Here is an 18,039-nt window from a genome sequence, read left to right on the forward strand (position 1 = left end):
CTCCTCGATACCCATGCTTCCTCCCGGCCTCGTTGACGTGAGAAGTGGTGCGTGCCCGCGCTTCCGGCTACGGGATGTCGAGAACTCCGTTGGCGGCGAAGGACTTCTCCGGGTCTCGGTCGGCGAAGTAGGCGCCGAGAGCGGATTCCAGCTCCGCCTGCGTCCAGAGCTCGCCGGAGGCGGCGAACTTCCGCTCGATGGTGGGCGGGGCGAGCAGCGCGACGGTTCCGCTGTGGACCACGAACACCTGGCCGCTGATGGCCTGGGCGGAGGGGCCGGCGAGGTAGGCCACCAGCGGGGCGACGTGCTCGACCGACATCGGGTCCACGCCGTCGCCCGGGGCGTCGCCGAAGGTCTCGGCGGTCATCGCGGTGCGGGCGCGCGGGCAGATCGCGTTGGCGCGCACGCCCATTCGCGCCATCGCGCGGGCGGTGGAGACGGTCAGCGAGGCGATGCCGCCCTTGGCCGCCGCGTAGTTGGGCTGGCCGGCCGAGCCGAGCAGGAACGCCTCGGAGGCGGTGTTGATGATGCTGCCGTAGGTGGCGCCGGAGTCCTTGTACTCCTGGCGCCAGTGCGCGGTGGCGTTGCGCGAGAGCAGGAAGTGGCCGCGCAGGTGCACCCGCAGGACGTCGTCCCACTCCTGGTCGGTCATCTTGAACAGCATCCGGTCGCGCAGCAGCCCGGCGTTGTTGACCACCACGTGCAGCCCGCCGAGCTGCTCGGTGGCGGCGGCCATCATCCGGCCGGAGACCTCGGAGTCGGAGACGTCGCCGACGACCGCGACCGCCTTGGTGCCGATCTCCTCGATCTCGGCGACCACGGCGTGCGCCGCGTCGGTCACGTCGTTGACCACCACGTTCGCCCCGGCCCGCGCCAGCGCGAGCGCCTCGGCCCGCCCCAGTCCCGCACCGGCTCCGGTGACGATCGCGACCTTTCCGTCCACACTCGACACGTGCGCCTCACCTCGGGTCGTGGTCAGCCCCGCCACGTCGCGGGGAGGTGTTAGCCACCACACAGTAGAATGTGTTCTCGATAAGTATCAAGTGCCACGTCCGGAAGTGGCGAGTGCGCAGCGCATCCAGCAAGAACAGGTCACGGATGCATATAAAAACGCGTTCTACTCAGGCGGACGTTTCGGCCACCTTTCGGTCACGCCGTCGCCCGCCCGGTGGCTCCGGTCACTCAACGATCCGCGGACCGCGGGGGTGACTGCTCCATTCGGACGCAGTGCCGGTCGACCTTAGAACACGTTACACATTCGAAGGCAGCGCGGTGACCGCTCGGTCTCGACCTCATCGCGACCTGAGGTCTATGATTTTAGAAACGTGTTTCACACGGCGTCCGACCCCGGGAGGATGCATGCGCATCGCCTACACCCCCGAGCACGAGAAGCTGCGGGAGGAGCTGCGCGCCTACTTCGCCGACCTGATGACACCCGAGCTGCGCGAGGAGCTGTCGCAGGGAGACTACGGCGACGGCCGCGCCTACAAGCAGCTGGTCCGGCAGATGGGGGCCGACGGCTGGCTGGCCCTGGGCTGGCCCGAGGAGTACGGCGGGCAGAACCGCAGCATGCTGGAGCAGCTGATCTTCACCGACGAGGCGGCCATCGCGGGCGCCCCGGTGCCGTTCCTGACGCTCAACAGCATCGCGCCGACCATCATGCGGTTCGGCACCGACGAGCAGAAGGCCCACTTCCTGCCCAAGATCGCGGCAGGTGAGATCCACTTCGCCATCGGCTACTCCGAACCCGAGGCCGGCACCGACCTCGCCTCCCTGCGCACCACCGCGGTCCGCGACGGCGACGACTACGTGATCAACGGCCAGAAGATGTGGACCAGCCTGATCCAGTACGCCGACTACGTCTGGCTGGCCTGCCGCACCGATCAGGAGGCGCGCAAGCACCGCGGGCTCAGCGTGCTCGTCGTGCCGACCTCCTCCCCCGGCTTCTCCTGGACCCCGGTGCACACCGTGTCCGGGCCGACCACCAGCGCCACCTACTACTCCGACGTGCGGGTGCCGACGTCGTCTCTGGTGGGCACCGAGAACGAGGGCTGGCCGCTGGTGACCAACCAGCTCAACCACGAGCGCGTCGCGCTCACCTCCGCCGCCCCGCTGCAGCTGGCCCTGTCGGAGGTGCGGGAGTGGGCCGCGCAGACGCGGCTGTCCGACGGCCGGCGGGTGATCGACCAGGAGTGGGTGCAGCAGCACCTCGCGCGGGTGCACACCGGCGCGGAGTTCCTCAAGCTGATGAACTGGAAGATCGCCACCACCGCCGAGAAGCACCCGGCCCCGGCCGCGGCCTCGGCGACGAAGGTCTTCGGCACCGAGTTCGCCACCGAGGCCTACCGGCTGCTCATGGAGGTGCTCGGCACCTCGGGCTACGTCCGGTCCGGTTCGAAGGGCGCGGCCCTGGCGGGACGGATCGAGCGGATGCACCGCTCCGCCCTGATCCTCACCTTCGGCGGCGGCACGAACGAGGTCCAACGAGACATCATCGCCGCCGTCGGACTCGGCCTGCCGCCCTCGAAGCGCTGACCCGGGGACGGTTCTAGCCACAACCGCCCATGATCGATGTCCTTCTCGTCCGGACGATCGTGGCTGGAACCGTCCTACTCCCCACCCCTCCAGGAGGAGACATGGACTTCACCCTCACCGAGGCCCAGGAGGACCTGGCCGGGCTCGTCGGACGGATCCTCGGTGACAAGGTCACCAACGAACGGCTGCGCGAGATCGACCGTCAGGACGACCGCTTCGACCTCGATCTGTGGGCGGAGCTGGCCAAGGCCGACGTGCTCACCGCCGCGCTGCCCGGGCGCGGTTTCGGGCTGCTGGAGCAGTGCAGCATCCTGATCGAGATCGGCCGCGCGGTGGCCCCGGTCCCCTACCTGCCCTCGATCACGATGGGCGCGACGACGCTGGCCGAGTCCGGCACCGACGAGCACCGCCGCCGCTGGGTCGAACCCGCCGCTCGCGGCGAGGTCGTCCTCACCGCGGCACTGGTCGAGGACGGCAACCCCGACCCCGCCTCGCCCGCCACCCGCGCCGAGCGCGACGGCGAGGACTGGCTGCTCACCGGCACCAAGGTCAACGTCCCCGCCGGACCGATCGCCGACCTCGTCCTGGTCCCGGCCACCACCGACGACGGCCCCCGGCTCTTCCTAGTCCGCCCCGGCCGACCGGGCGCGACGATGCAGCGCCAGGAGATCGTCGACGGCGACGCCGAGGGCTGGCTGGAACTCGCGAGCGCCCGGGTGGCCGACGCCGACGTGCTCGGCGCCGACGCCCTGCAGCGGCTGGTCGTGCGCGCCACCATCGGCGTCTGCGCGGTGCAGGTCGGCGTGCTCACCGGAGCGCTGGAGCGGACCAGCTCCTACGCCGGGGAGCGGGTGCAGTTCGGCCGCCCGATCGGCAGCTTCCAGGCCGTGGCGCAGCGGCTCGCCGACGGGTTCATCGACGTCGAGGCGGCGAAGCTGACGCTCTGGCAGGCCGCCTGGCGGGCCGCCGAGGGCCTGCCCTGCGACGAGGAGACCGCCACCGCGAAGTTCTGGGCCGCCGAGGCCGGGCACCGCCTGGCGCACACCGCGGTCCACGTGCACGGCGGCGTGGGCATCGATCTCGACCACGAGCTGCACCGCTACTTCGTGGCGGCCAAGCGCGGCGAGTTCTCGCTGGGCGGCGCGACGGCGCAGCTGCGCCGGATCGGCGCGGGCCTGGCGGCGCGATGAGCTCCCCGCTGCAGCGGCCGGAGGTGATGCCGACGGTCACCGAGCTGCTGCTGGCCCGGGCGGACGACACGTCTCCGGGTCTGCGCACCGAGGACCGCGAGTGGACCTGGGCCGAGCACGTCCGGCACAGCGCCGAGCGCGCCGCGCTGCTGCGCGAGCTGCTGGCCGGGGACGCACCGCCGCACGTGGGCGTGCTGCTCGACAACGTCCCGGAGTTCTCGTTCCTGCTCGGCGGCGCCGCGCTGTCGGGATCGGTGGTGGTCGGGCTCAACCCGACCCGCCGGGGCGCCGCCCTGGAGCGTGACATCCGGCTGGCCGACTGCCGGATCGTGCTCGCCGACGCCCGCTACGCACCCCTGCTGGACGGCCTGGACCTGGACGGCATCCGGGTTTTCGCGGTGGATTCCTGGCAGCAGGAGGTCACCCGCCACGCCGGTGCCGCGCTCGACCCGGTGCCCGCGACCGGCGAGGACCTGCTGGCGCTGGTGTTCACCTCGGGCACCGGCGGCGACCCGAAGGCGGTGCGCTGCACCCACGCCAAGATCGCCTTCCCGGGCCGGATGCTGGCCGAGCGCTTCGGGCTCGGCGGCGACGACGTCACCTACATCTCGATGCCGATGTTCCACTCCAACGCGCTGATGGCGGGCTGGTCGGTGGGCCTGGCCGCGGGAGCCGCCCTGGCGCTGCGGCCGAGGTTCTCCGCGTCCGGGTTCCTGCCGGACGTGCGTCGCTTCGGCGCGACCTTCGCCAACTACGTCGGCACCCCGCTGTCCTACGTGCTGGCCACGCCCGAGGAACCGGACGACGCCGACAACCCGCTGCGGGTGGTCTACGGCAACGAGGGCAACCAGCGCGACATCGCGCGCTTCGCCGAGCGGTTCGGCTGCCACGTGGTGGACGGCTTCGGCTCGTCGGAAGGCGGGATCGCGGTCACGCGCACGCCGGACACCCCGCCGGGCGCGCTCGGCAGGGCCAGCGACGGCGTCGCCGTCCTCGACCCGGACACCGGGAAGCCCTGTCCCGCGGCCGAGTTCGACGGATCCGGCCGGTTGCTCAACGGTGCCGCGGCGATCGGCGAGCTGGTCAACACCACGGGCCCGGGCTGGTTCGCCGGCTACTACGGAGCTCCGGACGCCGACGCGCAGCGGATGCGCGACGGGATGTACTGGAGCGGCGATCTGGGCTACCTGGACGCCGACGGGTTCTGCTACTTCGCGGGCCGCTCGGGCGACTGGCTGCGGGTCGACGGCGAGAACCTGGGCACGGCACCGATCGAGCGAATCCTGCTGCGCCACCCGCACATCCGCGAGGCGGCGGTCTACGCGGTCCGGGCGGAGGTGGGTGATGCGGTGATGGCCGCGATCACCACCACCGACGGGTTCGACCCGGCGGGCCTGGCCGATTTCCTGGGCTCCCAGCCGGATCTGGGCCCCAAGCAGTGGCCGAGCCACGTGCGGCTGGTGACCGAGCTGCCGCGCACCTCCACGCACAAGGTGCTCAAGCGGGAGCTGGCCGCCGAGGGCGTCCGGACCTCCGATCCGGTGCTGTCCCGGGCCGACGGCACCTACCACCACCAAAATCTATAACTTGTTCTAATTTTCATTCGATTGAGCAGCAGCGCAAGATGGCGCTTCTGCCCCATATTCCTATAACCTGTTTCACATACAACACGTGACTGATGGAGGGACGCGATGAGCGGGACGGAGCGTGAGCACGGGGTGCGCACGATCGATGCCGGTGCCCCGCCACAACGGTTCGCCCGGGGGTGGCACTGCCTGGGACCCGTCGCGGAGTTCCAGGACGGCAAGCCGCACGCGGTGACCGCGTTCGGCACCAAGCTGGTCGTCTTCGCCGACAGCCGGGGCGCGCTGCACGTGCTCGACGGCTACTGCAGGCACATGGGCGGCGACCTGACCCAGGGGGAGATCAAGGGCGACTCGGTCGCCTGCCCGTTCCACGACTGGCGCTGGGGCGGCAACGGCCGCTGCACCTCCATCCCCTACGCCAAGCGGGTTCCCGGCCGCGCCCGGACCCGGTCCTGGCAGACGCTGGAGGAGAACAAGCAGCTTTTCGTCTACCACGACCCGCAGGGCAACCCTCCCCCGCCGGAGGTCACCATCCCGCGGATCGACGAGGTCTTCACCGACGAGTGGTCCAACTGGACCTGGGACCGGGTGCAGATCGACAACTCCAACTGCCGCGAGATCATCGACAACGTCGTGGACATGGCGCACTTCTTCTACGTGCACTTCGCCTTCCCGACGTACTTCAAGAACATCTTCGAGGGCCACGTCGCCACCCAGTACCTGCACTCGCGCGGCCGCCCCGACGTGGGCGCCTCGCAGGGCAACTACGCGGGCGACGACACCCAGCTGCGCTCCGAGGCCAGCTATTACGGGCCGTCGTACATGATCAACCGGCTGTGGACCGAGTTCAAGGGCACGCCGATCGACGCGTACCTGATCAACTGCCACTACCCGGTCTCGCCGACGAGCTTCGTGCTGCAGTGGGGCGTGTCGGTCAAGAAGCTGCCCGGCCTCGACGACGAGCAGGCCGACATGGTGGCCGGCAAGTTCGCCAAGTCCTTCGGCGTCGGATTCCTGCAGGACGTCGAGATCTGGCGGAACAAGTCGCGCATCGACAACCCGCTGCTGGTCGAGGAGGACGGGCCGGTCTACCAGCTCCGCCGCTGGTACGACCAGTTCTACGTCGACGTCGAGGACGTCACCGAGGAGCAGACCGCCCGCTTCGAGTTCGAGGTCGACACCACCCGCGCCGTGCAGGCGTGGGAAGCCGAGGTCGCCGAGAACCTGGCCCGTCGCGAAGCCGAGGAGGTCGGCAACTCATGACGGCCGCGCGCACCGACGTCCCGGCCAGCACCACCGCGGACCAGCGGCTGTACCTGGAGGGAGGCCTGCGCCCGCTGCCCTGCACCACGTGCGGGGTGCGGGTGCTGGTCAAGAAGCTCAGCCCGGAGCAGACCAGCATCCAGTGGACCACCTCCACCGAGGCGTGCCCGGAGATCTCCGCGCGCATCGCCGAGGGCGAGCACCCCGCGCTGGTCGACACCTGCCCCCGGCTGCGCGCGACCATCGAGCACGCGATCAGCGAAGGCATCCTCGACGTTCCCGAAACCGGCAACTGAATCCGAAACACCGGTGAAACGAGTTACCGATTCCATCGTGTTAGCGTGATCTCGCGGGTGGCGCGATCCGCCTTTCCGCCGACGGGCTAGGGGGCTTTTGCGTCGATGACTTCTGCTGCCAATCGGAACGGCCCCACCAATCGGAACGGCAGGGGCGGCAACGCGCTCAACCCGATGGCCGAGGACGAGATCACCGCCACCGCGCAGCGCGACCGCCGCAAGCGGATCATCGACGCGACCATGACCTTCGCCGACAAGGGCGGCTTCGACGCGGTGCAGATGCGGGCCGTGGCAGAGCGCGCGGACGTCGCCCTGGGCACGCTCTACCGCTACTTCCCGTCCAAGATCCACCTGCTGGTGGCCGGCCTCGTCCGCGAGCTGGAGCGCATCCAGGAGCGCCTGGACCGCGCTCCGGTGCGCGGTGACACGCCCTACGAGCGGCTGCTCTTCGTGCTGGGCAGGCTCACCCGCGCGTTCCAGCGCAACCCGAACCTCTCCGAGGCGGTGACCCGCGCGCTGATGTCGGCCGACGCCTCCGCGGCGACCGAGGTCGACGCGGCGAACCGGATGATGGAGGGCATGTTCATCGCGGTGATGAGCGACGGCGAGCCCAGCGAGGAGCAGGTGGCCGTGGCCCGGGTGATCGGCGACGTGTGGCTGTCGAACCTGGTGGCGTGGGTGACCCGCAGGGCCTCGGCCACCGACGTCTCCAACCGCCTGGAACTGACGGTCCGGCTCCTCCTCCGATGAATTACCACCACGTAGAACTCGTTATCCATTTGAATTCTGCGGTACGCGGCGAACAACCACGAATCCGCCCGGGGCCGCCGAGCGTTAGGCTCGTCCCATGACCGAACCCGTTCGCCAGGTCGTCGAAGGTCGCCGCGCCGACACCGTGCGCAGGTTGCTGGACGCGACCGTCGAAGAGCTCGCCGAGCGCGGGTTCGGGTCGATGACCGTGCGCTCGGTCGCCGAGCGTGCCGAGGTCTCCCGGGCCACCGCCTACTCCTACTTCTCCTCCAAGGAGCACCTGGTCACCGCGGTGTTCTGGAAGCGGATCCAGGCCCTGCCGCCGAGCGGCGCCGACCGCACCGGCAAGCCCGGTGACGACGTGGCGCAGGTGGTGGACACGATCGCGCGGATGCTGGCCGCCGAGCCGGCCCTGGTGCGGGCGTGCACCACGGCGCTGCTGGCCGACCAGCAGGAGGTCAAGCGGCTGCGCGACGAGATCGGCAACGAGGTGTACCGGCGCCTGACCGACGCGGTCGGCGAGGCCGATCCGACCGCGCTGGACGCCGTGATGACGGCGTTCGTGGGCTCGCTGGTGCTGGCGGGCAGCGGTTACCTGCCGATGGAGCGGATGGCCTCGCACCTGGCCGGCATCACCGACCGGGTGCTGCCGCGGGCCTGATGCTGCTCCGCACGCTCTCCCGCGCGGCGGGCGGCAGCTGGTCGAGCATCCCCAGCACGCGGTCCTGACGCCGCCGCACGGCCTGACGTTCCGGCATCCCGGCGCTGACCGGCAGCTGCTCCGGCACGCCCACCACCCGCTCGGCGGCGGCGATCCGGCCGCTGGCCAGCCACTGCTGCTCGCGGTCGATGCTGGCCTGGTCCTTCTCCTCGCTCATCCCGATCGGGCCGGTCCGGTCGCCGCTGAGGAACTGCGCGACCACCGGATCTTCGCTGGTGAGCAGGACTTCGCGCGGCCCGAACAGGACGAGTTCGCGGCGGAAGAGCATGCCGAGGTTGTCCGGCACGGTGCGGGCGAGGTTGATGTTGTGGGTGACGATGAGGATCGTCGCGTCGAGCTGCGCGTTGATGTCGATGAGCAGCTGCGAGAGGTAGGCGGTGCGCACCGGGTCGAGGCCGGAGTCCGGTTCGTCGCAGAGGATGATCTCGGGGTCGAGCACGAGCGCGCGGGCCAGTCCGGCGCGCTTGCGCATGCCGCCGGAGATCTCACCGGGCAGCTTGTCCTCGGCGCCGGTGAGGCCGACCATCTCCATGCGTTCCAGCACGATCCGGCGGATCTCGGCCTCGGTCTTGCGGGTGTGCTCGCGCAGCGGGAACGCGACGTTGTCGAACAGGTCCATCGACCCGAACAGCGCGCCGTCCTGGAACAGCACGCCGAAGAGCTTGCGGATCTCGTAGAGCTCGTGGTCGCTGCACGAGCAGATGTCGACGCCGTTGACCAGGCAGCGCCCGTTCTCCGGCTTGAGCAGGCCGATCATGGACTTCAGGAACACCGACTTGCCGGTTCCCGAGGGGCCCAGCAGCGCCGAGACCTCGCCCTGCGGGAGGGTGAAGCCCACGTCCCGCCAGATCGTCTGCGGGCCGAAGGACTTGCTCAACCCCTCGATCACGACTTCAGCACCCATACCGCACTCCTCGCGACGTCGTCGTCGTTCGCGCTTCGGGAAGTCCTGTCACCGCTGGAACTTCTCAGCGGCGGTAGTAGGCGTGGGTCGCCGTGGCTCCGCCGTCGGCGACGAACTCGGCGCCGGTGCAGTAGGTGCTCTCCTCGGAGGCGAGGAAGACGATGAGCCCCACGATGTCCTCGGGCTGGCCGATGCGGCCGAGCGGGACCATGTCGCCGATCGGGCTCAGATCCGTGTCCTCGCCGGTGAACTCGCGGGTCATGCCGGTGTCGAACATGCCGGGGTGCACCGAGTTGACGCGGATGTTGCGCGGTCCGAGCTCGGTGGCCGCGGCCTTGGTCATGCCGCGGATGGCGAACTTGCTCGCGGTGTAGGCCACCAGCTGCGGCATGCCGCCGAGGCCCTCCACCGAGGAGAAGTTCACGATCGACCCGCCGCCGGCCGCGGTGAGCGCGGGCGTGGCGGCGCGCATGCCGAGGAAGGTGCCGAACTGGTTGACCCGCACGATGCGCTCGTAGTCGGCCAGCGAGGTCTCCTCCAGGGCGGAGAACATGAGCACGCCGGCGTTGTTGACCAGGACGTCGAGGCGCCCGAAGCGCTCGGTGGCGTGGTCGACCGCGGCGCTCCAGTCGTGCTCGTCGGAGACGTCGAGGTGCGCGTAGCTCGCGGATTCGCCGAGCTCGTCGGCGAGTTCCTTGCCGGGTGCGTCGAGGATGTCGCCGATGACCACCGAGGCGCCTTCGGCGACGAAGCCGCGCGCGATGGCAGCGCCCTGCCCTCGTGCCGCGCCGGTGACCAGTGCGACCTTTCCCGCGAGCCGTCCCATGCGCCGCCCTCCCTGCCGATGACAACCGGTACCCGCACGAGACTAGAACACGTTCTCGACATAAGGGAAGGTGCGTTGGAGCGCGGCGTGACAACAACCGGAACTTGTTCTCGATTCAGTCGCGAGCAGGCTTGCCGGAACTCGCCGAGCCGTACTAGCGTCTGGACACATGTCCAGTGGTGTGGTGTTCAGCCCCTACGACTACGCCGTGCACGACGACCCGTACCCGACCTACGCGCGGTTGCGCGACGAGGCACCGGTCTACCGCAACGACGAGCTCGACTTCTGGGCGCTGTCCCGGCACGCGGACGTCGCCGCGCTGTTCCGGGACAACACCCGGCTGTCCAACGCCAACGGCGTCTCCCTCGACCCGGCCGCCTGGGGACCCGACGCGCACCGGACCATGTCGTTCCTCGCGCTCGACGACCCCCGGCACAACCGGCTGCGCTCGCTGGTCTCCCGCGGTTTCACCCCGCGCCGGGTCCGCGACCTGCAACCGCGCATCCTCGAACTCGCCCGCCACCACCTGGAACCCGCGCTGGAGTCCGGGGAGTTCGACTTCGTCGCCGACTTCGCCGGCAAGTTCCCGATGGACGTCATCTCCGAGCTGATGGGCGTGCCGGAGGCCGACCGCGACCGGCTGCGGGAGCTCGCCGACACCGTGATGCACCGCGAGGAAGGCGTTTTCGACGTGCCGCAGGCCGCGATGGAGGCCTCGCTGCACCTGGTCGGCTACTACGCCGACATGCTCGCCGAGCGCCGCCGCTCCCCCACCGACGACCTCACCTCCGCGCTGCTGGCCGCCGAGATCGACGGCGACCGGCTCAGCGACGAGGAGATCATCGCGTTCCTGTTCCTGATGGTCGTCGCGGGCAACGAGACCACCACGAAACTGCTGGCCAACGCCGTGCACTGGGCGCACCTCAACCCCGACGAGCGGGCCAAGCCCTTCGCCGACCCGGAGCGGGTCAGCGACTGGATCGAGGAGACGCTGCGCTACGACACCTCCAGCCAGATGGTCGCGCGCACCGCCACCGAGGACGTCCCGCTGGACGGCGGCACGATCCCCGCCGGAGCCCGGGTGCTGCTGCTGATCGGTGCCGCCAACCGGGATCCGCGCGCCTTCGCCGATCCCGACCGCTACGACCTCGACCGCCGGGGCGAGAACCCGCTGGTCAGCTTCGGCGGCGGCACGCACTTCTGCCTCGGCGCGCACCTGGCGCGGCTGGAAGCGCGGATCGCGCTGACCGAGTTCGTCGGGCGGGTCGAGAACTACGACGTCGACCTCGACCGCGCGCGGCGGGTGCACTCCAGCAACGTGCGCGGCTTCGCCACCCTGCCCGTTCGCGTGGAAAGCAGGTAGCCATGCCCAGATTCGAACCGAACCCGGAACGCAGGCCGACCGCGATCGCCGGTGCCTCGGCCGGGATCGGCGCGGCCACCGCCCAGGCCCTGGCCGCCGCAGGTCACCCGGTGGCGCTCGGCGCGCGCCGAGTGGACAAGTGCGAGGAGCTCGCCGCGAAGATCCGCGCCGACGGCGGTCAGGCCGTCGCCGTGCCGCTCGACGTCACCGACGACGAGTCGGTGAGCGCGTTCGTCGCCCGCACCCGCGAGGAGCTGGGCGAGGTCGAGATCCTGGTCTACGGCGCGGGTGATCTCGACGCCGACCTGGTGCACGAGATGGACGGCCCGCGCTTCGCGGGCCAGCTGGACGTGCACCTCGGCGGCGCGCACCGCCTGGTGTCGCGGATCGTGCCCGGGATGGTGGAGCGGCGGCGCGGCGACGTGGTGTTCATCGGCTCCGACGTCGTCCCCAAACCGCGCCCCCGGATGGGCGCCTACGTGCCGGCCAAGGCCGGGCTGGAGGCGATGGCCCGGACGATGCGCATGGAGCTGGAGGGCACCGGCGTGCGCGCCAGCGTCGTCCGGCCCGGCCCCACCTCCACCTCGATGGGCATGCAGTGGGACCACGACACCACCCAGGCCGTGCTCGACGACTGGGTGAAGTGGGGTCTGGCGCGGCACCCGTACTTCCTGCGCGCCTCCGACATCGCCGACGCCGTGCACCACGTGGTCTCCGCGCCGCGCGGCGTGCACCTGAGCCTGATCGAGGTCGAGCCCGAAGCACCCCTGGAGGAGACATGACGCTGCTCGCCCCGAAACCGGTCTCCGGCGGCCGTCACGAGCACGGCCACCTCGACGAGCTGCGCACCGACCCGATCGCGCTGATGCGGCGGGTCCGCGAGGAGTGCGGCGACGTGGGCGCGTTCGACCTCGCCGGGCGCAGGGTCGTGCTGCTGTCGGGGGCGGAGGCCAACGAGTTCTTCTTCCGCTCCTCCGACGACGACCTGGACCAGGCCGCCGCGTACCCCTTCATGACGCCGATCTTCGGTCAGGGCGTGGTGTTCGACGCCCCGCCGGAGCGGCGCAAGGAGATGCTGCACAACCAGGCGCTGCGCGGTGAGCAGATGCGCGGGCACGCGCAGACCATCGACGCCGAGATCGCCCGCATGGTGGCCGACTGGGGCGACGAGGGCGAGATCGACCTGCTGGACTTCTTCGCCGAGCTGACGATCTACACGTCCTCGGCGTGCCTGATCGGCAAGCGGTTCCGCGACCAGCTCGATCACCGCTTCGCCGAGCTCTACCACGACCTGGAGCGCGGGACGGACGCGCTGGCCTACGTCGACCCGCACGCGCCGATCGAGAGCTTCCGGCGGCGCGACGAGGCGCGGGCGGGTCTGGTGCGGCTGGTGCAGGAGATCATGGACGGCCGGGCCGCCGCCGGGAAACCGCCGCGCGACGAGCGGGACATGCTCGACGTGCTCATGTCGGTCCGCGACGACGATGGTGCGCTGCGGTTCAGCGCCGACGAGATCACCGGCATGTTCATCTCGATGATGTTCGCCGGGCACCACACCAGCTCCGGCACGGCCGCGTGGACGCTCATCGAGCTGCTGCGCAACCCGGGCGTGCTCGACGGGGTCGTCGGCGAGCTCGACGAGCTCTACGCCGACGGCTCGGAGGTGAGCTTCCGCTCGCTGCGGGCGATCCCGCGCCTGGAGGGGGCGATCAAGGAGGCGTTGCGGCTGCACCCGCCGCTGATCCTGCTGCTGCGGGTCGCCCAGGACGACTTCGAGGTGCGCGGGCACCGCATCGAGCGGGGCGACTTCGTGGCGGCCACGCCCGCGATCTCGAACCGGATCGCCGAGGACTTCCCCGAGCCCGACGCCTTCCTCCCGGAGCGCTACGCCGAGCCGCGGCAGGAGGACCTGGTCAACCGCTGGACGTGGATCCCGTTCGGCGCCGGTCGGCACCGGTGCGTCGGGGCGGCGTTCGCGATGATGCAGCTCAAGGCGATCTTCTCGGTCCTGCTGCGCGATTTCGAGTTCGCGCTCGCGCAGCCGCCCGAGTCCTACCGCAACGATCACTCGAAGATGGTCGTCCAGCTCGCCCAGCCGTGCCGGGTGACCTACCGCCGCCGGAGGGAGTCCTGATGCGAGTCGTCTGCGACCTCGACCTGTGCCAGGGGCACGCGATGTGCGAGCTGGAATCGCCGGAGGTGTTCTCCGTGCCCAGGCGCGGCAAGGTCGAGGTGCTGGTCAGCGAGCCGCCCGCGGATCTGCGCGGCGAGGTCGAACGTGCCGTGCGGGAGTGCCCCACGCAGGCTTTGAGCATCGAGGAGGCTTGACATGCCCGCTTACCCTCGGGAAGAACTGGAACGCATGGTCCAGCACTGGCTGGACGAGAACGCGCGCTGCGAACGGCTCGGCGACTGGAAACCGTTGGCGCAGCTCTACACCCACGACGCCACCTACGGGTGGAACACCGGGCCCGGCGAGGACTTCATGACGGTGGGCCGCGACGAGATCCGCGACATCGCACTGGGCGTGGAGATGGAGGGCCTGCAGGGCTGGAGCTACCCGTACCAGCGGGTGCTCATCGACGAGAAGCAGGGTGAGGTGATCGGGTTGTGGAAGCAGGTCGCCGACGCGAAGCGACCCGACGGGACTCCGTACCAGGTGGCCGGTATCGGCGGGAGCTGGTTCCGCTACGGCGGCGACATGATGTGGTCGTGGCAGCGGGACTTCTTCGACTTCGGAAACGCCGCGCACCTGTTCCTGGAGATGATCAAGGCGGACGTCCTCTCGCCCGGGATGAAGAAGCGCATGGAGGTCGCCGCGTCCGGCGTGCCGCAGCCCGGTCACTACCGCAAGGGCACGGCACCGCTGGAGCTGTGGTGACCGGCGAGGGAACGGGAGCGACGATGGAGATCGTGGTCGACTTCGACCTGTGCGAGGCCAACGGCATGTGCGAGGCCGTGGCGCCGGACGTCTTCGAGATCGATGACGACGACAACCTGCTCGTCAAGGCGGATCCGACCCCGGAGCTGCGGGATTCGATCGAGCAGGCGGTGCAGTCCTGCCCGAAGGCCGCGCTGTCGCTGGAGGAGGACTGAGGCGATGCCGAAAGCACGTCCTCCGCAGCTGGATTCACCGGTGGTCGGGAAGGTCATCAAGGCGGCCTCGCGGGCGAACACGCGGCTCTACCGGCTCACCGGCGGGGTGCTGGGCAGCAGGTGGCGGGTCGGCAGCGCGTTCCCCCGGGGCATCCCGATCTGCCTGGTGACCACCACCGGCAAGCGCAGCGGCCGGCCGCGCACGGCTCCGCTGCTGCACCTGCGCGACGGCGACCGGGTCGTCCTGGTCGCCTCCCAGGGCGGTCTGCCGCGCCACCCGGACTGGTACCACAACGTCCGCGCCAACCCCGAGGTCACGGTCCAGATCAAGCGCGACATCCGCAGCATGAAGGCCCGCACGGCAACTCCGCGGGAACGAGCCGACCTCTGGCCCCGCCTGGTCGACATGTACGCCGACTTCGACGACTACCAGTCCTGGACGGACCGGGAGATCCCGGTCGTCATCTGCGAACCCGTCCCCTGACCCGAACCCCACTCGGCCCCTCCCGCTCCGGCGGGGTCCGGTGGTGCGGAGCCGCGGGCTGTTGGACAGTTTTAGCCATAATCACCCATGATCGATGTCCGAAATGTCGGGACAATTATGGCTAAAACTGTCCAACAGCCTCACTCTTCGAGGCCGAGCTTGCCCGCCAGGCGGTGGAAGTAGGCGGCGACGGTGTCGGCGCCCTCGTCGGGGAAGCCGAAGAGGACTTCGGTGACGCCGAGCTGCTCCCACCGGGCGAGCCGGTCGAAGTCGGGTTTGCCCGAGAGGGCGACGATCTGGGGATCGCCTTCGCGGCCGGCGTCCTTCCAGGTGCGCTTGAGCAGCGCGACCTTGTCGTCGATCTCGCCCTCGGTGGGCGTGGTGATCCAGCCGTCGGCGGAGCGGGCGATCCAGGCGAACGTCTTCTCCGTGCCGCCCGCACCGATCAGCACCGGGGGCCGCGGCTGCTGGACCGGCTTGGGCCACGCCCAGCTCGGCCCGAATTCGACGAAATCGCCGTGGTACTCCCCCTGCTCCTGCGACCACAGCTGCTGCATCGCCTCCAGGTACTCGCGCAACACCGTGCGCCGCTTGCCCTTCGGGACGCCGTGGTGGGTGAGCTCGTCGACGTTCCACCCGAACCCGGCGCCCAGGCTCACCCGGCCGCCCGAGAGGTGGTCCAGCGTCGCGATGGTCTTGGCCAGGGTGATCGGGTCGTGCTCGACCGGCAGCGCCACCGCCGTGGCCAGCCGGATCCGCGACGTCACCGCGGCGACCATCGACAGCGCCACCCACGGGTCCAGCGTCCGCAGGTACCGGTCGTCCGGCAGCTCCTCGGTGCCGGTGCCCGGGTGCGCCGCCTCGCGCTTGACCGGGATGTGCGTGTGCTCGGGAACCCAGAAGGAGTGGAAACCCGCCTGTTCGGCCGCTTTCGCGGCGACGGCGGGGGCGATCCCCCGGTCGCTGGTGAACTGCACGATGCCGTACTTCATGAGCGGCCCTTCTCTCCCAGGATCTTCTCGATGCGCATGGTGAACTTGGTGCCCAGCGGCCAGCCGACGTAGTGCGTCAGGAACAGGCCGATCTCGCGCAGCTGCGCGTCGTCGAGCTCGTCGTTGCCCAGCGCCGCCCGCACCTGGATGTCGGCGACGTCGTCGAGACCCTGGGCGGCCAGCGCGCCCAGCAGCAGCAACCGCCGGTCGCGCAAGCTCAGACCGGGACGGGACCAGATCTCGGCGAAGAGGTGGTCGACGGTGACGCCGAAGAAGTCCCCCGGCCCGTCGGAGACCTCCCAGCCGTAGACCTCACCCATCTTGGCCAGGCCACGTGCTCGCTGCTCATCGGTCATGCTTCCTCCGTGTTCTGCGGGACACCCGCACCCGGTCGGAAGCACAACCACCGCTCCGCGCCATTTTCGGTCATGCTTCCTCCTTCCCCACACCGAGTCCCGCCGCCAGGTCGCGCAGCGCCCGCTCCCCCAGCGGCAGCTCGACGCCGAGCCGCTCGCCGAGCCGCAGGGCCAGCGCGAGGTCCTTCTCCCCGAGGTCGCGGACGTTGCTGAAGATCGGGTACCAGTCGTCGGACGGGGACAGCTGCGCGGTGTCGCCGCGCAGCATGATCGCGCCGGGCCCACCGGTGATGGCGTCGGTGTGCCGCACGATCTCGCCGAGCGCGCGCAGGTCGAGCCCGGAGGCCTCGGCGAGCCGCTGGGCCTCGGCGGTGGCGGTGAAGGCGATGAAGTGCAGCAGGTTGCGCGCGAGCTTGAGGCGCGTGCCCGCCCCGATCTCGCCGGCGTGCACGACGAGCCCGGCCCAGCACCTGAACACCGCCTCGCAGCGGGAGAACGCCTCCTCGTCGCCACCGACCATGACCGCGAGATCACCGCGATCCGCGCCGACCGCACCTCCGCTGACCGGCGCGTCGACCACCGAAACCCCGTGCGATGCGGCGATGTTGGCGAGCCGGGGTGCGGTGGTCTCGTCGATGGTGGAGTGCACGGCCACCACGGTTCCGGCCGCTGCCCCGGCCAGCAGCCCGTCCGGCCCGCACATCACCTCCTCGACCTGCGCGTCGTCGCGCACCATCACCGACACGACCCCGGCCTGCCGCGCGACCTCGGCCGGGGTGGCCGCCGCGCGAGCACCCCGGTCGACGAACTTCGCGACGACCTCGGGCCGGACGTCGTGCACGACGAGCCCGTCCGGCCAGGTCAGCAGCTTGCGCGCCATCGGAGCACCGATCTGGCCGAGCCCGATGAACCCGGCGCCGCTCACGAGCGGATCACCTGCCCGCCGTCGACGTTGAAGATCTGCCCGGTCACCCAGGACGCCTCGTCGGACAGCAGGAACAGGCACATGCCCACCAGGTCCTCGGGCTGGCCCATGCGCTTGAGCGCCATGCCCTTGACCAGCTTCTTCACCATCTCCGGCGGTGTGGTCTCGCGGGTGGCCTCGGTGTCGGTCGGCCCGGGGGCGATGGCGTTGATCCGCACGCCCATGCCGCCGATCTCGTGCGCGAGCTGCTGGGTGAGCCCGTTGACCGCGACCTTGGCCAGCCCGTAGAAGCCGGAGTAGACCCACGCGGCGGTCGAGGACTGGTTGACGATCGCGCCGCCACCGCGCTGCTGCATGTGCGGCACGCACGCGCGGGTGCACAGCAGCGCGCCGTCCATGTTCACGCTGAGGAACCGCTTGTAGTAGTCCCAGTCCACGGTGCAGAGCAGGTCGAGCTTCATGCCGCCGTAGATGGCGGCGTTGTTCACCAGGTGGTCGATGCCGCCGAAGCGGCTCACCGCGAAATCGGCCATCGCGGCGGTGGATTCCGGCGAGGACACGTCGACCTCGACGAACGCCGCGCTCCCGCCGTCGGCGGTGATCGCCTCGGCGACCTTCTCGCCGGACTCGGTGTTGAGGTCGGCGACCACGACGTGCGCGCCCTCTGCGGCCAGCGCCCGCGCGTAGGTCTCGCCGATGCCCTGCGCCGCGCCGGTGACGACGGCGACCTTGTCTTGGAAACGCCCCATTGC

At 70.3% G+C, this 18,039-nt stretch carries 21 protein-coding genes; 14 read left to right on the forward strand and 7 right to left on the reverse strand.

What is annotated here, in order from left to right:
* Positions 1-67: 67 nt before the first annotated feature.
* Complete coding sequence (locus tag QFW96_RS13720; protein WP_281456005.1) at positions 68-952, reverse strand: 3-oxoacyl-ACP reductase; 885 nt, start codon at positions 950-952, stop codon at positions 68-70.
* A gap of 407 nt (positions 953-1,359) precedes the next feature.
* On the opposite strand from QFW96_RS13720, the gene QFW96_RS13725 reads away from it, so the two are divergent.
* The 7 genes from QFW96_RS13725 (at position 1,360) to QFW96_RS13755 (ending at position 8,281) form a co-directional block, all read left to right on the forward strand.
* Entirely contained in the window at positions 1,360-2,535 is a 1,176-nt protein-coding gene (locus tag QFW96_RS13725) for an acyl-CoA dehydrogenase family protein (protein ID WP_281456006.1), read from the forward strand.
* Positions 2,536-2,636: 101 nt separating this feature from the next.
* Positions 2,637-3,725 carry an acyl-CoA dehydrogenase family protein gene (locus tag QFW96_RS13730; RefSeq protein WP_281456007.1) on the forward strand — a complete coding sequence of 363 codons (1,089 nt, stop codon included), beginning with the start codon at positions 2,637-2,639 and terminating at the stop codon, positions 3,723-3,725.
* A complete protein-coding gene (locus QFW96_RS13735) occupies positions 3,722-5,311 on the forward strand; it encodes a long-chain-fatty-acid--CoA ligase (protein ID WP_281456008.1) in 1,590 nt (529 codons plus the stop codon). Before QFW96_RS13730 ends, QFW96_RS13735 begins: the two co-directional genes overlap by 4 nt.
* A gap of 105 nt (positions 5,312-5,416) precedes the next feature.
* Positions 5,417-6,574: a 3-ketosteroid-9-alpha-monooxygenase, oxygenase component gene (locus QFW96_RS13740; RefSeq protein ID WP_281456009.1), complete on the forward strand. Its 1,158-nt coding sequence runs from the start codon at positions 5,417-5,419 to the stop codon at positions 6,572-6,574.
* Complete coding sequence (locus tag QFW96_RS13745; RefSeq protein ID WP_281456010.1) at positions 6,571-6,870, forward strand: hypothetical protein; 300 nt, start codon at positions 6,571-6,573, stop codon at positions 6,868-6,870. The genes QFW96_RS13740 and QFW96_RS13745 overlap by 4 nt, the downstream gene beginning before the upstream one ends.
* Positions 6,871-6,975: 105 nt before the next feature.
* Positions 6,976-7,620 (forward strand): cholesterol catabolism transcriptional regulator KstR, encoded by a 645-nt coding sequence (kstR, locus tag QFW96_RS13750; RefSeq protein ID WP_281456011.1) that lies wholly within the window; start codon positions 6,976-6,978, stop codon positions 7,618-7,620.
* Between the two features lie 97 nt (positions 7,621-7,717).
* Positions 7,718-8,281, forward strand: coding sequence for a TetR/AcrR family transcriptional regulator (locus tag QFW96_RS13755; protein ID WP_281456012.1), 564 nt, complete (start codon positions 7,718-7,720; stop codon positions 8,279-8,281).
* Here the strand turns inward: QFW96_RS13755 and QFW96_RS13760 are convergent.
* Both QFW96_RS13760 and QFW96_RS13765 read right to left on the reverse strand, forming a co-directional pair.
* On the reverse strand, positions 8,253-9,245 hold the full coding sequence (locus tag QFW96_RS13760; protein WP_281456013.1) for an ABC transporter ATP-binding protein: 993 nt from the start codon (positions 9,243-9,245) through the stop codon (positions 8,253-8,255). The genes QFW96_RS13755 and QFW96_RS13760 overlap by 29 nt on opposite strands.
* 64 nt (positions 9,246-9,309) lie before the next feature.
* Positions 9,310-10,071, reverse strand: coding sequence for a glucose 1-dehydrogenase (locus QFW96_RS13765; protein ID WP_281456014.1), 762 nt, complete (start codon positions 10,069-10,071; stop codon positions 9,310-9,312).
* A 169-nt stretch (positions 10,072-10,240) separates the two neighbouring features.
* Between QFW96_RS13765 and QFW96_RS13770 the strand changes: the two genes are divergently transcribed.
* From QFW96_RS13770 to QFW96_RS13800, 7 genes are read left to right on the forward strand one after another with little or no spacing between them, the layout of a single operon-like run.
* Complete coding sequence (locus QFW96_RS13770; RefSeq protein ID WP_281456015.1) at positions 10,241-11,434, forward strand: cytochrome P450; 1,194 nt, start codon at positions 10,241-10,243, stop codon at positions 11,432-11,434.
* A 2-nt stretch (positions 11,435-11,436) separates the two neighbouring features.
* A complete protein-coding gene (locus tag QFW96_RS13775) occupies positions 11,437-12,216 on the forward strand; it encodes an SDR family oxidoreductase (RefSeq protein ID WP_281456016.1) in 780 nt (259 codons plus the stop codon).
* Positions 12,213-13,568 (forward strand): cytochrome P450, encoded by a 1,356-nt coding sequence (locus tag QFW96_RS13780; protein ID WP_281456017.1) that lies wholly within the window; start codon positions 12,213-12,215, stop codon positions 13,566-13,568. The genes QFW96_RS13775 and QFW96_RS13780 overlap by 4 nt, the downstream gene beginning before the upstream one ends.
* Positions 13,568-13,762, forward strand: a complete 195-nt coding sequence (locus tag QFW96_RS13785) for a ferredoxin (protein WP_281456018.1) — start codon at positions 13,568-13,570, stop codon at positions 13,760-13,762. Before QFW96_RS13780 ends, QFW96_RS13785 begins: the two co-directional genes overlap by 1 nt.
* 1 nt (position 13,763) lies before the next feature.
* On the forward strand, positions 13,764-14,315 hold the full coding sequence (locus tag QFW96_RS13790) for a nuclear transport factor 2 family protein (protein ID WP_281456019.1): 552 nt from the start codon (positions 13,764-13,766) through the stop codon (positions 14,313-14,315).
* Positions 14,312-14,530 carry a ferredoxin gene (locus QFW96_RS13795; protein ID WP_343231383.1) on the forward strand — a complete coding sequence of 73 codons (219 nt, stop codon included), beginning with the start codon at positions 14,312-14,314 and terminating at the stop codon, positions 14,528-14,530. Before QFW96_RS13790 ends, QFW96_RS13795 begins: the two co-directional genes overlap by 4 nt.
* Before the next feature lie 4 nt (positions 14,531-14,534).
* Positions 14,535-15,014, forward strand: a complete 480-nt coding sequence (locus QFW96_RS13800) for a nitroreductase family deazaflavin-dependent oxidoreductase (protein WP_281456020.1) — start codon at positions 14,535-14,537, stop codon at positions 15,012-15,014.
* A 140-nt stretch (positions 15,015-15,154) separates the two neighbouring features.
* On the opposite strand, the gene QFW96_RS13805 is transcribed toward QFW96_RS13800, so the two are convergent.
* The 4 genes from QFW96_RS13805 to QFW96_RS13820 all read right to left on the reverse strand — a co-directional run bounded on the left by QFW96_RS13805 (position 15,155) and on the right by QFW96_RS13820 (position 18,036).
* On the reverse strand, positions 15,155-16,006 hold the full coding sequence (locus tag QFW96_RS13805; protein ID WP_281456021.1) for an LLM class F420-dependent oxidoreductase: 852 nt from the start codon (positions 16,004-16,006) through the stop codon (positions 15,155-15,157).
* Positions 16,003-16,362: a carboxymuconolactone decarboxylase family protein gene (locus QFW96_RS13810; protein WP_281456022.1), complete on the reverse strand. Its 360-nt coding sequence runs from the start codon at positions 16,360-16,362 to the stop codon at positions 16,003-16,005. The genes QFW96_RS13805 and QFW96_RS13810 overlap by 4 nt, the downstream gene beginning before the upstream one ends.
* Positions 16,363-16,432: 70 nt before the next feature.
* Complete coding sequence (locus tag QFW96_RS13815) at positions 16,433-17,287, reverse strand: NAD(P)-dependent oxidoreductase (RefSeq protein WP_281456023.1); 855 nt, start codon at positions 17,285-17,287, stop codon at positions 16,433-16,435.
* Positions 17,284-18,036, reverse strand: coding sequence for an SDR family oxidoreductase (locus QFW96_RS13820; RefSeq protein WP_281456024.1), 753 nt, complete (start codon positions 18,034-18,036; stop codon positions 17,284-17,286). The genes QFW96_RS13815 and QFW96_RS13820 overlap by 4 nt, the downstream gene beginning before the upstream one ends.
* Positions 18,037-18,039: the final 3 nt, after the last annotated feature.

Source organism: Saccharopolyspora ipomoeae, from assembly GCF_029952525.1.
In the GTDB taxonomy this organism is placed as follows: Bacteria; Actinomycetota; Actinomycetes; order Mycobacteriales; family Pseudonocardiaceae; genus Saccharopolyspora; species Saccharopolyspora ipomoeae.

Coding starts and splice junctions, on each gene's coding strand:
- QFW96_RS13805 (WP_281456021.1), bottom strand. CDS start 16,006: ATGAAGTACGGCATCGTGCAGTTCACCAGCGACCGGGGGATCGCCCCC.
- QFW96_RS13775 (WP_281456016.1), top strand. CDS start 11,437: ATGCCCAGATTCGAACCGAACCCGGAACGCAGGCCGACCGCGATCGCC.
- QFW96_RS13800 (WP_281456020.1), top strand. CDS start 14,535: ATGCCGAAAGCACGTCCTCCGCAGCTGGATTCACCGGTGGTCGGGAAG.
- QFW96_RS13735 (WP_281456008.1), top strand. CDS start 3,722: ATGAGCTCCCCGCTGCAGCGGCCGGAGGTGATGCCGACGGTCACCGAG.
- QFW96_RS13785 (WP_281456018.1), top strand. CDS start 13,568: ATGCGAGTCGTCTGCGACCTCGACCTGTGCCAGGGGCACGCGATGTGC.
- QFW96_RS13740 (WP_281456009.1), top strand. CDS start 5,417: ATGAGCGGGACGGAGCGTGAGCACGGGGTGCGCACGATCGATGCCGGT.
- kstR (WP_281456011.1), top strand. CDS start 6,976: ATGACTTCTGCTGCCAATCGGAACGGCCCCACCAATCGGAACGGCAGG.
- QFW96_RS13760 (WP_281456013.1), bottom strand. CDS start 9,245: ATGGGTGCTGAAGTCGTGATCGAGGGGTTGAGCAAGTCCTTCGGCCCG.
- QFW96_RS13730 (WP_281456007.1), top strand. CDS start 2,637: ATGGACTTCACCCTCACCGAGGCCCAGGAGGACCTGGCCGGGCTCGTC.
- QFW96_RS13780 (WP_281456017.1), top strand. CDS start 12,213: ATGACGCTGCTCGCCCCGAAACCGGTCTCCGGCGGCCGTCACGAGCAC.
- QFW96_RS13790 (WP_281456019.1), top strand. CDS start 13,764: ATGCCCGCTTACCCTCGGGAAGAACTGGAACGCATGGTCCAGCACTGG.
- QFW96_RS13745 (WP_281456010.1), top strand. CDS start 6,571: ATGACGGCCGCGCGCACCGACGTCCCGGCCAGCACCACCGCGGACCAG.
- QFW96_RS13770 (WP_281456015.1), top strand. CDS start 10,241: ATGTCCAGTGGTGTGGTGTTCAGCCCCTACGACTACGCCGTGCACGAC.
- QFW96_RS13810 (WP_281456022.1), bottom strand. CDS start 16,362: ATGACCGATGAGCAGCGAGCACGTGGCCTGGCCAAGATGGGTGAGGTC.
- QFW96_RS13755 (WP_281456012.1), top strand. CDS start 7,718: ATGACCGAACCCGTTCGCCAGGTCGTCGAAGGTCGCCGCGCCGACACC.
- QFW96_RS13765 (WP_281456014.1), bottom strand. CDS start 10,071: ATGGGACGGCTCGCGGGAAAGGTCGCACTGGTCACCGGCGCGGCACGA.
- QFW96_RS13725 (WP_281456006.1), top strand. CDS start 1,360: ATGCGCATCGCCTACACCCCCGAGCACGAGAAGCTGCGGGAGGAGCTG.
- QFW96_RS13820 (WP_281456024.1), bottom strand. CDS start 18,036: ATGGGGCGTTTCCAAGACAAGGTCGCCGTCGTCACCGGCGCGGCGCAG.